Genomic DNA, 14,835 nt, shown 5'->3' on the forward strand with positions numbered 1-14,835 from the left:
AAGCGTGAACCACTCGTTTCAATCACGATCGGGCGGGTTTTCCCTGCACCCGCATGCAAAGTTCGCATGACACCCCGTATGAGTGGCCGGCCGCTACCATCGCCGCCATGCGCATCCGCTCCATCGAGATCTTCTATGCGGTGATGCAGTGCGGGACCGTCAAGGCAGCGGCGGACATGCTGCACATCACCCAACCCGCTGCCACCCGTTTGCTGCAGCAGGCCGAACGCCACGCCGGCTTCGCGCTGTTCCAGCGCGTCAAGGGTCGGCTGGTGCCGACCCACGAGGCCCGCGCGCTCTACCCCGACGTCGAGCAGCTCTACCTGAAGCTCGACGGCATCCGCCGGCTGGTCGACAACCTGGCCCACGGCGAGGGCGGCGTGCTGCGCGTGCTGTGCGTGCCCAGCCTGGCGCAGGACTGGCTGCCACGCGCGCTGTCGCCCGTGATGCGCCGGCACCCGGACCTGCGACTGTCGGTGCGCACGCTGCATTCGCGCCAGATCGTCGACAGCCTGGTGCTGCGTGAAGCCGACATCGGCTTCGCGTTCGAAGCGCCTGAACACCCGGCGCTGGTCGCCGAGCCGCTCGCGCAAGGACGCCTGGTGTGCGTCGGGCCCGGTCTGGCACGCGCTCGCGTGACGCTGGAAGAGCTGGCATCGCTGCCGGTGATCGATCTGGACGCGTCGGACCCGCTCGGCCGGCTGCTGCACAACGCACGCACCGTGCAGGGCATCGAGTTCAGCACGCGAGCCTTGGCGCACAGCCACCACACGGCGATCGCCTTGGCGCGCGAGGGCCTCGGCCTCGCGCTGGTCGACTCCTTCACCGGGCTCGCGGCCCAAGGCACGCTGCAGCTCGACGCCGTGCCGGTCGAACCCGAGATACCGATCACCGTGCATGCCATGCGGCTGCACGATGCGCCAGGCAGTGCGCTGGTGCGTCATCTGGTCGACTCCATGGCGCGCGTGCTGACGTCGGGCGGTGTCACACCGACACCAGCGGCCCGCGTGCAAACGGCTGCAGGGCCTGCGCCGGCGCGCGCGTCGCCAGCGCGCCCGCCAGCAGCGCGGCGGAGCCGAAAGCCAGCGTGAAACCGAGCGCGCCGTGCCCGGCGTTCGCGTACACGTTGCTCCAGCGACGCACGCGGCCGATGCACGGCAGCCCGGTCGGCGTCATCGGGCGCAGGCCGGCCCAGGGCTGCAGCCGCTCGAACCGGAGCGTCGGGTCGAGGCCGAACACCGTGTCCGCCGCGTTGCGCAGCCGGGCGAGATGGGTCTCGTCGAGCCGCAGGTCGCTGCGGCCCAGCTCGGCTATGCCGGCCACCCGCAGCCGCGCCGTGGCACCGGCGCCCAGCGGCGCGAACACCACCTTGCGGGCACTGTCGGTCACGCTGCAGGACGGGAAGCGCTGCAGCGCCGCGCGCGGGATCTCCAGGCTGTAGCCCTTCAACGATTCGATCGGCAAGCGCACGCCCAGTGGCGCCAGCAGTGCGTTGCTGCCGATGCCGGCGGCTGCGACCACGGCATCCGCACGCACCTCGTGCTCTTCGCCATCGGTGCGCAGCGTCAACGCCTCGACGGCATCGCCCTTGGCATGCCAGCGATCGATGCGGGCGTTCATGTGCACGCGGCAGCGCGGGTGCCGACGCAGTTCTTCGAACAGCGCCAGGCACAGCCGCCGGCAGTCGGCCACTTCTTCGTCCGGGGTGTAGATGCCGCCGGCGAGCGCCTGGCCATCCAGTGAGGGCTCTCGCTCGACGCAGCGGGCCGCATCGAGCGCCTGCTGCCGGCTGCCCAGGCGCGCCTGCAGCGCCATCTGCCGCCGTGCCGCGTCGTATGCAGCCGCCGACCGGTACACCACCAGCTTGCCGTTGCGCCGGTGTTCGATCGCCGCGGCCACGCCCCCGTGGTGCATCCAGCCATGCAGGCGGTCGCGACTCAGCTCGGCCAGTTTCAGCAGCGCCTGCGTCGTGCGTTCGACTTGCGCCCCGCGGCAGGCCCACAGGAAACGAGCGCCCCATGCCAGGAAGCCGGGCGCCAGCGACGGCCGCACCCGCAGCGGAGATTCGGCATCGAACAGCAGCGCCGGCAGCTCGCGCAGCACCGCCGGTGTCGCCAGCGGCGCCACGTAGGCATAGCTCAGCTGCGCGCCGTTCTGCCCGCTGGCACCGCCGGCCGGCTCGCCGGCGCGGTCCACCAGCGTCACCTCGTGGCCCGCGTCGAGCAGCGTGCGCGCCGTCGCGAGGCCGACGACACCGGCCCCGATCACCACCACGTGCATGCGCAACTCCCCTACCTGTTGGACAGAGGCAGTCTATGCAGGTCGACGGTATGGGTCGATTGCCGAAACCGGGACGGGGTATGCCGTTCGGGCATGCCCGCCGGGCCCTCAGGCGTAGTCGTACGGCCCGCCCACCTCGAGCGCGCGCCGGTAGGCGGGCCGCGCATGAATGCGCTGCAGCCAGGCCCACAGGCGCGGCCGGCTCGGGTCCAGCCCCGCGCGCGAGGCCGCCGCCTCGACCGGGAAGCTCATCTGGATGTCGGCCGCGGTGAACTGGTCACCCGCGAACCATTCGCCGCGGCCGAGTTCGGCTTCCATGAAGTCGAGGTGCGTCTTGAGCTGCGGGCTGATGAAGCCCTTCATCGCCTTGTCGACGACCGCACGCACGATCGGCTTGGCGAAGAACGGCATCGGCGCCGTGCCGATGCGGTCGAACACCAGTTTCAGCAGCAGCGGCGGCATCGCCGAACCTTCGGCGTAGTGCATCCAGTAGGTGTAGCGCAGTTGCTCGGGCGTGCCGCGCGCCGGCGCCAGGCGGCCCTGGCCGTAGCGGTCGACGAGATATTCGACGACGGCCCCCGACTCGGCCAGCGTCGCGCCGCCGTCCGTGAGCACCGGCGACTTGCCCAGCGGGTGCACCGCCTTCAACTCGGGCGGCGCGAGCATGGTCTTGCGGTCGCGCTGGTAGCGCTTCACCTCGTAGGGCAGGCCGAGTTCTTCGAGCAGCCACAGCACGCGCTGCGAGCGGGAATTGTTCAGGTGATGGACGGTCAGCATGGCCGGGCCTGCAGGGTGACGATCGGTGGATTGTCGCGTGGAGCGGGTGGCCGTGCAGGGAGCCCGCCTCAGATCGACATCAGCCGCCGCACGCCGTCGGCCTCCATGTCGTGACCACGACCGCGCCGGATCACCTCGCCGCGCTCCATCACGAGATATTGATCGGCCAGTTCCGCCGCGAAGTCGTAGTACTGCTCGACGAGGATGATGGCCATGTCGCCGCGGTCGGCCAGCATACGGATCACCCGGCCGATGTCCTTGATGATGGACGGCTGGATGCCTTCCGTCGGTTCGTCGAGGATCAGCAGCTTCGGGCCCGCCGCCAACGCACGTGCAATCGCGAGCTGCTGCTGTTGACCGCCGGACAGGTCGCCGCCGCGCCGGTGCAGCATCTGCTTCAGCACCGGGAACAGCTCGAACAGCTGCGCCGGCACCGGCGTGCGCGCCGGCTTGTAGGCCAGGCCCATGCGCAGGTTCTCCTCCACCGTGAGCCGGCCGAAGATCTCGCGCCCCTGCGGCACGTAGCCCATGCCCTTGCGCACTCGCTCGTAAGGCGTGTCGCGGGTGATCGCCTGTCCGTCGAGCGAGACGCTGCCGGTCTTCACCGGCACCACGCCCATCAGGCTCTTCAGCAACGTCGTCTTGCCGACCCCGTTGCGGCCGAGCACGACCGTCACCTCGCCCTGCTTGGCTTCGAAGCCCACGTCGCGCAGGATGTGCGAGCCGCCGTAGTACTGGTTGATGCCTTCGACCTTCAGCATGGCGTTCACCTGCCCAGATAGACTTCAACGACCTTGTCGTTGGCCTGCACGTCGGCGAGCGTGCCTTCCGACAGCACGCTGCCTTCGTGCAGCACCGTCACGCGCTTGCCGTTGCGCCCGCCCTGTGTCAGCTCGCCGATGAACTTCATGTCGTGCTCCACCACCACCAGCGAGTGGCTGCCCTCGAGCGACAGGAACAGCTCGGCGGTGCGCTCGGTCTCCTCGTCGGTCATGCCGGCCACCGGCTCGTCGAGCAGCAGCAGCTTGGGGTCCTGCATCAGCAGCATGCCGATCTCCAGCCATTGCTTCTGCCCATGCGACAGGTTGCCAGCGGTGCGCTGCGCACTGTCCTTCAGGTGGATCAGCGTCAGCACCTCGCCGATACGGTCGAGCTGTTCGCCGGTGAGCCGGAAGAACATCGACGCGCGCACGCGGCGGTCGGCCTTGAGTGCGAGCTCGAGGTTCTCGAAGACAGTGAGCTGCTCGTAGACGGTGGGCTTCTGGAACTTGCGGCCGATGCCGATCTGCGCGATCTGGCTTTCGCGCAGGCGCAGCAGGTCGATCGTCGAGCCGAAGTAGGCCTTGCCCTCGTCGGGCCGGGTCTTGCCGGTGATGACGTCCATCATCGTCGTCTTGCCGGCGCCGTTGGGCCCGATGATGCAGCGCAGCTCGCCGGCACTGATGCTCAACGAGAGCCTGTTCAGCGCCCGAAAGCCGTCGAAGCTGACGGTGATGTCGTCGAGATAGAGGATGGCGCCGTGGGTGACATCGACCTCGCCCGGCTGCACCACGCGGCTGTAGCTGGCACCGCGGTCGCCGGACTCGGTGGCCTTGGCCGGCGGTCGGGCATCGTGAGCGGCACGCAGCCTCGCGCCGGCTTCCATCAGGTCGGGCGTCATGGGCGCACCTCCGGGTCGTTCTTCTTGCGGCCCTTGAACAGACCGACGATGCCTTGCGGCAGGAACAGCGTCACCGCGATGAACAGCGCGCCCAGGAAGTAGAGCCAGAACTCCGGAAACGCCACCGTGAACCAGCTCTTCGCGCCGTTGACGAAAAACGCGCCGACGATCGGCCCGATCAGCGTCGCGCGCCCGCCGACCGCGGCCCAGATCGCGATCTCGATGCTGGCCGCGGGCGACATCTCGCTCGGGTTGATGATGCCCACCTGCGGCACGTAGAGCGCGCCCGCGACACCGCACATCACCGCCGAGATCACCCAGATGCTCAGCTTGTACCAAAGCGGGTCGTAGCCCGAGAACATCACGCGCGACTCCGCGTCGCGGATGGCCTGCAGCACGCGGCCGTACTTGCTGCCCACGATCCAGCGTGCCAGCAGATAACAGCCGATCAGCGTCAGCCCGGTGACCACGAACAGCGCCATGCGCGTGGTCGGCGTCGCGATCGGGATGTCGAGAATGCGCTTGAAGTCGGTGAAGCCGTTGTTGCCGCCGAAGCCCGTCTCGTTGCGGAAGAACAGCAGCATGGCCGCAAACGTCATCGCCTGCGTGATGATCGAGAAGTACACGCCCTTGATGCGCGACCGGAACGCGAAGTAGCCGAACACGAAGGCCAGCAGCCCCGGCACCAGCACGACCAGCAGCATCTGCGCCATGAAGGAGTCGCTGAGCGCCCAGTGCCAGGGCAGCTCTTTCCAGTCGAGGAAGACCATGAAGTCCGGCAGCTCCGACCGGTAGTTGCCGTCGCGCCCGATCTGCCGCATCAGGTACATGCCCATGCCGTAGCCGCCGAGCGCGAAGAACACGCCGTGGCCGAGCGACAGGATGCCGGTGTAGCCCCAGATCAGGTCCATCGCCAGCGCGGCGATGGCGTAGCACATGATCTTTCCGATCAGGCTGACGTAGTAGTCGGGCAGGTGAAAGGCGCTGCCGGGCTGCACGGCCAGATTGAGCACCGGGACGAGGACCGTGAGGGTGACCACGGCCGCGAACAGGCCGGACCAGGTCTTCGGGCCGATGAACGAGGGCCGGGTTCTCGTCGCAAGAGGGGGCGTCGGGAGGACGGCGCTCATCTGGAAGCTCCGGTGGGGGATGTCGCATGCCGCGACGAAACTGACGACGCAGGAAAGCGCTTCATGCTTCGGCACTCCTGCCCTTCATGGCGAACAAGCCTTGTGGCCGCTTCTGGATGAAAGCGACGATGAACAACAACACCATGATCTTGGCCAGCACCGCCCCCTGCCACCCTTCCAGGAACTTGTTGATCACCCCCAGTCCCAGCGCGGCATACACCGTTCCGGCCAGTTGGCCGACACCTCCCGTCACCACCACGAGGAACGCATCGACGATGTAGTTCTGCCCGAGATCGGGGCCCACGTTCCCCACCTGCGACAGCGCGCAGCCCGCCAGCCCGGCGATCCCCGCCCCCAGAGAAAATGCGTAGGTGTCCACGCGCGCCGTGTCGACCCCCATGCAGGCCGCCATCGGCCGGTTCTGCGTGACGCCCCGCACGAACAGGCCCACCCGCGTGCGGGCGATCAGCAGCGCCACCGCCAGCAGCACGGCACCGGCAAACACGATGATCGCGATGCGGTTGTACGGCAGCGTCAAGTTGCTCATCACATCGACGCCCCCGCTCAGCCACGAAGGGTTCTCGACCTGCACGTTCTGTGCGCCGAACAGCGTGCGCACGCCCTGCATCAGCACCAGGCTGATGCCCCAGGTCGCCAGCAGCGTTTCGAGCGGCCGGCCGTACAACCAGCGGATCACGCTGCGCTCCAGCACGGCGCCGACGAGGAACGACGCGGCGAATGCGGCGGGCACTGCAGCGACGATGTACGCGTCGAACAGGCCCGCAGGCAGATAGGTGCGAAAGAGGTTCTGCACGACATAGGTCGCATAGGCGCCGATCATCATCAGTTCGCCGTGCGCCATGTTGATCACGCCCATCAGGCCATAGGTGATCGCCAGCCCCAGCGCCACCAGCAGCAGGATCGACCCCAGGCTGACGCCCGAGAAGACGACGCCCAGCCGCTCGCCCCAGGCCAGGCGCGATTCGACCGAGCGCAAGGCCGACTGCAGTGCCGCGCGCACCTCGGCGTCCGGCTCCGCATGGCTGTCGCCCTGCTTCGCCAGCCGCTCCAGCAGCAAGGCCTTGACCGCCGGCTGCCCGCTGCCGGCCAGCGCGTTCGCCGCTTCCAGCCGCTTGTCCTTGTCGTCCGAGGCAATGAGGATGGTCGCGCGCATGCGCTCCAGCAGTTCCTTCAACGACACATCGGTCTCGGCGGCGTAGGCCTTCTCGATCAGCGGCAGCATGGTTTCGTCGATGTCGCCGCGCAGTTCTTCGATCGCCCGGGCACGCACGCCCGCTTCGGGCGAGAACAGCTTCAGCGCCGCCAGTGCCCCTTGCAGCGCACGGCGCATGCGGTTGCTGTTGATCACGTCCTCGGCATCGTCCGGCAGCATGGCGGGCGCACCGGTCACCGCATCGAGCACCGTGCCGCCGCGCACGATGAACACCCGCTCGCCAGCGGTCTTCACCTCGTCGTCCAGCAAGGCCTGTGCATAGGGCTGCAGCGCCGCATCGCCTGCTGCCGCCGCAGCGGTCAGGGCGTCAATGCGCTCGTCGTTGTCGCCGGTGGCCAGCACCTTGATCTGCTCCGGTGTCAGCGCCCAGGCGCCGCCGGCCGTCATCAGGCACAGCGCAAGCAAGGCGGCGGTCAACGGCCGCATCCAGCGTGTCGGGGAAGTCACTCTCGTCGTCCCTCGGGAACCCGTGTCGAACCACGCCATGGGCCGGTCGCGACATCCGGAAGAAGAAAACTTGCATCGCGGGCCGCGCTGCCGTGGCAGGACCGGCCCGCGTCAGAGCGAAGGGGCGTTCGCCCCGTCGATCAGAGCATCTTCTCGGGCTCGTCCTTCTTCTTGTCGTTGCCGGGGATGTACGGGCTCCACGGCTGGGCCTTGATCGGGCCCTTGGTCTTCCACACCACGTTGAACTGGCCGTCGGCCTTCACTTCGCCGATCAGCACCGGCTTGTGCAGGTGGTGGTTCTTCTCGTCCATCTTGGCGACGAAGCCGCTGGGGGCCTTGAAGGTCTGGCCGGCCATCGCCGCGATCACCTTGTCGGTGTCGGTGGTCTTGGCCTTCTCGACCGCCTGCTTCCACATGTAGATGCCGATGTAGGTGGCTTCCATCGGGTCGTTGGTCAGCGGCTTGTCCTTGTGGCCGGCGATGTTCTTGGCCTTGGCGTACGCGCTCCACTTCTTGATGAACTCGGTGTTGGTCGGGTTCTTCACGCTCATGAAGTAGTTCCACGCCGCCAGGTGGCCGACCAGCGGCTTGGTGTCCACGCCGCGCAGCTCTTCTTCACCCACCGAGAACGCCACCACCGGCACGTCGGTCGCCTTCAGTCCCTGGTTGCCCAGCTCCTTGTAGAACGGCACGTTGGAGTCGCCGTTGATCGTCGAGACCACTGCGGTCTTCTTGCCTTCGGAGGCGAACTTCTTGATCTTCGCGATGATGGTCTGGTAGTCGCTGTGGCCGAAGGGGGTGTACTCCTCCATGATGTCGGCGTCGGCGATGCCCTTGGACTTCAGGAAGGCGCGCAGAATCTTGTTGGTGGTGCGCGGGTAGACGTAGTCGGTGCCCAGCAGCACGAAGCGCTTGGCCGAACCGCCGTCCTTGCTCATCAGGTATTCCACGGCGGGAATGGCCTGCTGGTTGGGCGCCGCGCCGGTGTAGAACACGTTCTTCGACAGCTCTTCGCCTTCGTACTGCACCGGGTAGAACAGCAGCCCGTTGAGCTCCTCGAACACCGGCAGCACCGACTTGCGCGACACGCTGGTCCAGCAGCCGAAAGTCACGGCCACCTTGTCCTGGCTGATCAGCTGCTTGGCCTTCTCGGCAAACAGCGGCCAGTTGGACGCCGGGTCGACCACCACCGGTTCCAGCTTCTTGCCCAGCACGCCGCCCTTGGCATTGATCTCCTCGATCGCCATCAGCGCCACGTCCTTCAGCACCGTCTCCGAGATCGCCATCGTGCCCGACAGCGAATGCAGCACGCCGACCTTGATGGTGTCGGCCGCGTAGGCGGACGGCAGGCCGAGGGCGGCCACGCCGAGGGCGACGGCGGAAAGCGTCTTCACGACGTTGCGGCGGGAGGATTTCATGGGTTGCGCTCCTGGAAAGGATGGGGGTCGGTGATGGATCGAAAACCGGGCTCCGTTCCGGCAGGTCGAGGCCTGCCGGATGGAACGCAGGTTACGGACGGGGGCGGCCGCGGGAAATACGCCATGTGGCGTAGGGCCGTCCCGTCTTCGCGGCTGCAAGGCCACGCGGGCAGGCCGCGCACCGGTTGGCAGGACGCGGCCACTGGCGTACGCTCGGTCCACGATGCGGACATTGCCCCTGCGACTCAGCCCCGGTCAGGACCTGCGGCGCGCCCTCGAGGCGGCGCTGGCCACTGAAGGCGTGCGCGCTGCCTTCGTGCTCTCGGGCGTCGGCAGCCTCGACGTCGCGCAGCTGCGTCTGGCCGGCGCCGAAGCACCGGTCGCCTTGCAGGGCCCGATCGAGATCCTGACGCTCGCCGGCACCTTGTCGGACCAAGGCTCGCACCTGCACGCCGCCTTGTCGCTGGCCGACGGCCGCGTGCTCGGCGGGCATGTGGCCCCGGGTTGCATGGTCAGGACCACCGCCGAGGTGCTGCTCGCTGCGTTGCCCGAGTGGGAATTCCGGCGCATGGCCGATGCCGCCACCGGCTACCGGGAATTGGTCATCCGCCGGCGAGACGCCGCCCAGGAACCGCCGCCCCGCTGATCGCAGCGTTCAGGCCGCCGGCTCGAAGGCCTCGACCTCCTTGCGCCACACCACCCGCCAGGGCCTGCGGATCGGGCCAGCGGGCGGGCGATCTTCGGTCAGCGCGCCACGGTGGACGGCTTGCGCCGCAGGCCGCGCAGCCAGCCAGCCGCCGCGCCGATGCCCCGGCAAGCGCCGGCGGCCATCACGCCGGTCACCGCGAGCATCGCCGCCGTGTGAACGCCCACCGCCGCAAGCGCCAGCATCAGCGAACCCGACGCGGTGATCTCACGTGCGGGCCCGTCGCCCAGGCACAGCGGGACCAGTGCGGGCACCAGCATCAACCCCGCGCCGTGCGCCGTCGACATCATGAACGACCAGAGCGCCAACCCCGCATGCCCGGCCCGGCCCGGCACCCGCCCGGCGGTGCAGCCGCGCAGGTGCGCCACCAGCACCGCGACCAGCAGCACACCCGCCGGGGCCTGCAACAGCGTGAGATCCATCGTCAGGCCCATGGCCACCGCGGCAGCGACCAGTGCGACCGATGCCGCATGCCCGAGGGCGATCGGCAGCAAGGCTCGCAGCGCCTGAGCGCGGTCACGCGACTGCACGCCCCAGGCCGCAGCGAACACCCAGCCGGCCGCCGGGTTCAGGCCATGCAAGGCCCCGACCCCCGCGACCGCCAGCCATGGCCAGTGGCTTGCCATGATGTGCTCGTGTGTGCCGGGGGTTGCGCGTCAGCTGTGCGCCGAGCAGCACGAACCGGCCGCTGTCGCCGCGTTCGCCGCCGGCGCCGGCTCGTAGCGGTCGTGGTGACGCACCCATTCCATCCTGTTGGGCACGTTGCGCTCGTCGCGGCCCTTGGGGGTGAGATCGATCAGGCTGTAGGTGCCCATCATCACTTCGACGCCACGGCCGTAGGTCGAGTAGGTATGAAAAACCTCGCCCGCGTGGTTCTTGTAGAACACGCTGATGCCCGGGGCTTCCTCTGCCGGGAAAGGCTGCATCGTGTAGTTGTAGTAGACCTCGCCCCGGGCCCTCTCTTCCGGCATGAAACTCACGCAGAAGTCGCGGTTGAAGTCGTTGCCGTTCGAGGACACCCATTTGAACTGCCAGCCCATGCGCTGCCGAAACCGTTGCAGCTCGGCCAGCGGTGCACGCGAGACGGCCATGAACGAAATGTCGCGCTGCGCCAGGTGCACGGTCATGCCGTCGGTGTGGTCGGCCATGTACGAGCAGCTCGGGCAGCCCTGCTCCCAGCCGGGCCCGAACATGAAGTGCTGCACCATCAGCTGGCGGCGGCCTTCGAACAGCTCGGACAGCGCGCGGGGCCCGTCGGGCGTGTCGAAGACGTAGTCTTTCTCGAGGCGCACCCACGGCAACGCGCGGCGCTCTTCGGCGATCCGGTCGCGCAGGCGCGTCAGCTCCTTCTCGCGTGCCATCAGCGCCTTGCGTTCGGCGATCCATCGGTCTCGGGAAACCACGGGGTGGTCCGCGGCGTCGAGTTGTGCAGTGGCGGTGTTCATGGTGTTGCTCCTTGGCTGAGTGAGCCGTTCGGGTGATGAGTGCGCCAGCCCGGCGCAGCGAGTCGATCGGACGGGGTTCGGGCTGCGCAAGGGCGAGCGCGGCCCGCACATGCACCGGGGCATGCGTTGTCGTGGAAAGCAAGATCGTGGGCCCCGGCGCTTCAGCCGGGGTTCGGCCGGTGCAACGCCGTCAGGCGGCCGCTTTGGGACGACGCACCGCGCGGACCTTGCCGCTGGGGCCGCCACCGGCATAGAAGAGCCCTGCCCCGTCGGATTCGAGGCCGCTGACGCCAACACCTTGGGGCATTTCCAGCCGCTGCAGCACCGCGCCGCTGTCCGGGTCGATGCGACGGATGTCGCTCTCGTCGCCTTCCCAGGTGCCATGCCACAGCTCGCCGTCGACCCAGGTCACGCCCGTGACGAAGCGGTTCGACTCGATGGTGCGCAGGACCTTGCCGGTGGCCGGGTCGACCTGATGGATCTTGCGACCGCGGTGCTGCCCGACCCACAGACTGCCCTCGGCCCAGGCCAGCCCCGAGTCGCCGCCCTGGCCGGGCGCCGGGATCGACGCCACCACCTTGCCGCTGGCCGGCTCGATCTTGTCGATACGCGTCTCGACGATCTGGTAGAGGTGGGTGCCGTCGAAAGCGGTGCCCGCATCGCCGGCGCAGGCCAGCGTGCGCGTGGGCTCGCCGCTGCCCGGGTCGAAGGCGACCAGCTTGGCCCCGGTGGCCGCCCACACCTGGTGGCCGTCGTGGGTGACACCGGCGATGCTGTCGGCGCCGGGAAAGGGGCCGTACTCGCGAACGATCTCGGCCGCACGCGCGGGGGCCTCGGCGGTTTCCTGGTCTGTCTTGCGGTTCATTGTCTGGCTCCTGGTGGTGCGCCTGAGGGGGGCGCCGTGGGATCCACTCTACTCAGGCGGCAGCGCAGCGGGGAGTAACAAGATCGTCGTGAATCCGGTCAGCGGCGGCGCCAGCCAACGGCGCGCACGCGCCTGCCCGATCGAGCGCACCCGGCCCGCCGATTCCAGTTCGGCGAGCGCGCGCTGAACGGTGCGCTGGCTGTCGCCCAGCGCCAGCGCCAATGCCGAGGTGGACCACGCCGCACCATCGGACAGCAGCGCCACCAGCGACGCCTGGCTGCCGTCGATCGGCGGCGCGAGGAGGACCACGTCGCGCCCGCCGTGCGGCTTGATCGCGAACCCCCTTGCCGTCGCCTCGATGTGCGCAAACCCGGCGACGAGCTTGCGCAAGCGGCCGATCTCGACCCGCAGGCGCGCCCGCAGCGTCTCGTCGGCGTGGCGGGTGCGGAATGCGCAGGCGATCAAGACAGATCGATCGACATCGCCGGGCCAGGCCTCGGCCAGCGCGCGTGCCAGCGCGAACAGCACCGGCCGGCGCGCCAGCGGCAGCCACTCGCCGCCCGCCCCCACGCCGTGGCGACAGGCGTCGACCACCAGAGCCCCCGAATCCAGCAGCGCCGTGACTTCGACCAACCGCAGCGCCTGCTCGCCGCCGGCATGCAACCGACGGGCAGCGGGCCGGTCGAGTGCCGCCCGCGCTTCGGCCACCTCGGCCACCAGCGCCGGCACCCCCGCGCGACGGGCCGCATCGTGTGCACGGGCAAGTGCCGCCTGCGCTGCATCGGGGCGCAGCGAACGCAGCGCCAACTCGGCCGCCACCAGTTCGGCCACCGCCATCAGCAACGGCGGCCCGCCCCGGGCGTCGAGGCCTTGCAGCTTCACGGCCGCCTCGTCCAGGCGCCCGAGCAGCAACAGCCGGCGTACCGCGATGAGCCGCGCCTGCAGTGCGTTGGCGCGGTCGGCACGCGCTTCCAGCGCCACCGACGCTGCCGCCAGCGGGCGCGGCGACCCGCCCAGATCACGCATCGCCAAGGCCACCTCGGCTTCTGCCACCACGCAGCGGGCACGCGCCAGCTCTTCGTGCGGGCCGAAGCCGCGCGCCGCGCGCCGCAGCAGCTCACGCGCACGCGGGTGCTCGCCGAGTTGCGCCATCGCGATGCCACGCAACGCCAGCGCCGGCGGGTCGTCGCGCAGGGCCACTCGCTTGAGGGCCTGGAGGGCGTCGCCGGCGGCGAGGGCTCGGGCGGCGGCCGCAATCAAGGAGTCCATACGGGGAAGCTAAGAGATAGGAGTGAACGGACACGGCGCTGCCGATGCCACTGGCGTGAGCCCGTGCGCCCGAAGATCGAGACCGGCAACGAACTCACTGCGCCTGCCGCACAACGAGATGCCTCGGCGCACCGCCCCGAGCCGCTCGTGACCGAATTGCACGTGACCGTCCTCCGCCGTTTCGCTCGCATTGTGGTTCAGCACGCAGCGGCCGGGAAACAAGCTTCCGGCAGCGGCTCGGGCATCAGAGGCCGCCCGGGCAGAGTTGAGCGACTTACGCGCCGTCTTGCCGCATCGGTTGGGCGGCCACGGGTGCGTGAAATATTAGGCGGTCTAACGCGCCACAGGTGTCCGGCAAACGGAGGCGGAGCCCAGGCGGGATGTGGTCTTCCCTCTAAAAAGGGGATGGATTTAGGTCGCAGGGGGCGCTACGCTGGGGGTTACCTAATAAACGTTAGGCGCCATGGAGATGCAGAGCCGGCTCGCTGTTCTGTACCGTTGCCTGCAGCCGCTCGCGCGGGCCGCCCGTCTTCGCGGTCGGCGATCCAGCCGTTGGTCGCGAGCACACTCTTCGCCAACTTCGGCTCGGGCTGTCCGTCCTTCGGCGGCCAGCGAGCCGTTCGTTGCACGCGAACACCGCTACGATTGCCTTCGGTTCACATACCGTATCGTCATGGAGCGCTTCCGGTAGTCATGAGCTTCGAACCGCAAAGCACTTTCTCAGTTGCCCGTGGAATGAACCTGCAGGAACATGCGTAAACGTGTCGCACTATGGCACTGGGCAATGAGAGCTTCTGCTCTGGGGCTAGCTCTGTCTGTCGCGGGCTCCGTCATTCCGCCGCCAGGTACGGTTCGCTACGTGTCGTACATCGCCTTTCCGTTCTTGGTAGTTCTGTATTTCTGGTCCCGCGATCGTGCTCGCCCCGGCGAGGAGTTCCAAGACACTCCGTGGGGCATGTAGTGCATCCAATCTCAGTGCCGGCCCGAATGGCGCCTAACCCTTTACAGGGACTCCTCTCACAGTCAAGCACTTGATGGTCTGCATGGATCATTGCTGCATAGACGAGATATCGAAGTTGCGCCGAGACAGAGAACAGACTGCCACTCTACAGACGGCCTTGTTGCATCGAGCGCGGTGCGCTGCCGATGCGGACCCAGATACGAACCGCTCAGCGGGGCTCCATTCCTATCGCGTGGACCTCTCGTTGATGTGAGGCCACCAGGGGTTAGCCGAGCTTGCCCGCTGCCGGTCTGACCTGTTCAATGCATCTTCTTCATCACGTCATGCAAGGAATCGGTTTGTTTTCAGGCGCCTTGCGGCTTGGCGCTCACGTGGTTGGCATCGAACGCCTCGCCGCGCGTCATCACCGCCCACAGGATGCGCGCGTTCTTGTTCGCCAGCGCCACCACGGCCTTCTGCCAGCCTGAGCGTTCTCGCAAGGCCAGCACCCAACGCGAGATGCGGTCGTCTCTGCGATGTGCCGTCATCACCGCCGACTTGGCCGCCTGCACCAGCAGCATCCTCAAGTAGGTCTGGCCTCGTTTGGTGATGCCCCCCAACTGGCTCTTGCCACCGCTGGAGCGCTGCCGGGGCACCAGCCCCA

Annotated in this window: 14 protein-coding genes; 2 read left to right on the forward strand and 12 right to left on the reverse strand. The window is 68.4% G+C overall.

Annotation, left to right across the window (positions count from 1 at the left end; genetic code table 11):
* Positions 1-53 precede the first annotated feature (53 nt).
* On the forward strand, positions 54-1,091 hold the full coding sequence (locus tag M8A51_RS17845; RefSeq protein WP_251779879.1) for a LysR family transcriptional regulator: 1,038 nt from the start codon (positions 54-56) through the stop codon (positions 1,089-1,091).
* Here the strand turns inward: M8A51_RS17845 and M8A51_RS17850 are convergent.
* The 7 genes from M8A51_RS17850 to urtA all read right to left on the reverse strand — a co-directional run bounded on the left by M8A51_RS17850 (position 985) and on the right by urtA (position 8,946).
* Positions 985-2,280: an FAD-dependent oxidoreductase gene (locus M8A51_RS17850; protein ID WP_251779880.1), complete on the reverse strand. Its 1,296-nt coding sequence runs from the start codon at positions 2,278-2,280 to the stop codon at positions 985-987. The genes M8A51_RS17845 and M8A51_RS17850 overlap by 107 nt on opposite strands.
* Before the next feature lie 108 nt (positions 2,281-2,388).
* Positions 2,389-3,057 (reverse strand): glutathione S-transferase, encoded by a 669-nt coding sequence (locus M8A51_RS17855; protein WP_251779881.1) that lies wholly within the window; start codon positions 3,055-3,057, stop codon positions 2,389-2,391.
* 68 nt (positions 3,058-3,125) lie between these two features.
* On the reverse strand, positions 3,126-3,818 hold the full coding sequence (gene urtE, locus M8A51_RS17860) for an urea ABC transporter ATP-binding subunit UrtE (protein WP_251779882.1): 693 nt from the start codon (positions 3,816-3,818) through the stop codon (positions 3,126-3,128).
* Positions 3,819-3,823: 5 nt separating this feature from the next.
* Positions 3,824-4,717 (reverse strand): urea ABC transporter ATP-binding protein UrtD, encoded by an 894-nt coding sequence (gene urtD / locus M8A51_RS17865; protein WP_251779883.1) that lies wholly within the window; start codon positions 4,715-4,717, stop codon positions 3,824-3,826.
* A complete protein-coding gene (gene urtC, locus M8A51_RS17870) occupies positions 4,714-5,847 on the reverse strand; it encodes an urea ABC transporter permease subunit UrtC (RefSeq protein WP_251779884.1) in 1,134 nt (377 codons plus the stop codon). The genes urtD and urtC overlap by 4 nt, the downstream gene beginning before the upstream one ends.
* A 61-nt stretch (positions 5,848-5,908) precedes the next feature.
* Complete coding sequence (urtB, locus tag M8A51_RS17875) at positions 5,909-7,507, reverse strand: urea ABC transporter permease subunit UrtB (RefSeq protein ID WP_251779894.1); 1,599 nt, start codon at positions 7,505-7,507, stop codon at positions 5,909-5,911.
* A 161-nt stretch (positions 7,508-7,668) separates the two neighbouring features.
* On the reverse strand, positions 7,669-8,946 hold the full coding sequence (gene urtA / locus M8A51_RS17880; RefSeq protein ID WP_251779885.1) for an urea ABC transporter substrate-binding protein: 1,278 nt from the start codon (positions 8,944-8,946) through the stop codon (positions 7,669-7,671).
* 223 nt (positions 8,947-9,169) lie between these two features.
* Here urtA and M8A51_RS17885 point away from each other — a divergent pair, with 223 nt between their 5' ends.
* Positions 9,170-9,592 (forward strand): PPC domain-containing DNA-binding protein, encoded by a 423-nt coding sequence (locus tag M8A51_RS17885; RefSeq protein ID WP_251779886.1) that lies wholly within the window; start codon positions 9,170-9,172, stop codon positions 9,590-9,592.
* A gap of 98 nt (positions 9,593-9,690) precedes the next feature.
* Here M8A51_RS17885 and M8A51_RS17890 read toward each other — a convergent pair whose 3' ends face one another.
* From M8A51_RS17890 to M8A51_RS17910, 5 genes are all read right to left on the reverse strand, one after another.
* Entirely contained in the window at positions 9,691-10,278 is a 588-nt protein-coding gene (locus tag M8A51_RS17890; protein WP_251779887.1) for a hypothetical protein, read from the reverse strand.
* A gap of 30 nt (positions 10,279-10,308) precedes the next feature.
* Positions 10,309-11,097 carry a DUF899 domain-containing protein gene (locus M8A51_RS17895; RefSeq protein WP_251779888.1) on the reverse strand — a complete coding sequence of 263 codons (789 nt, stop codon included), beginning with the start codon at positions 11,095-11,097 and terminating at the stop codon, positions 10,309-10,311.
* A 190-nt stretch (positions 11,098-11,287) separates the two neighbouring features.
* Positions 11,288-11,962: an NHL repeat-containing protein gene (locus tag M8A51_RS17900; RefSeq protein ID WP_251779889.1), complete on the reverse strand. Its 675-nt coding sequence runs from the start codon at positions 11,960-11,962 to the stop codon at positions 11,288-11,290.
* A 48-nt stretch (positions 11,963-12,010) separates the two neighbouring features.
* On the reverse strand, positions 12,011-13,231 hold the full coding sequence (locus tag M8A51_RS17905) for a helix-turn-helix domain-containing protein (protein ID WP_251779890.1): 1,221 nt from the start codon (positions 13,229-13,231) through the stop codon (positions 12,011-12,013).
* A 1,305-nt stretch (positions 13,232-14,536) separates the two neighbouring features.
* A partial coding sequence (locus M8A51_RS17910; protein ID WP_251779891.1) for a transposase occupies positions 14,537-14,835 on the reverse strand: 299 nt, incomplete at its 5' end.

The organism is Caldimonas mangrovi (assembly GCF_023721835.1).
Lineage (GTDB): Bacteria > Pseudomonadota > Gammaproteobacteria > Burkholderiales > Burkholderiaceae_C > Caldimonas > Caldimonas mangrovi.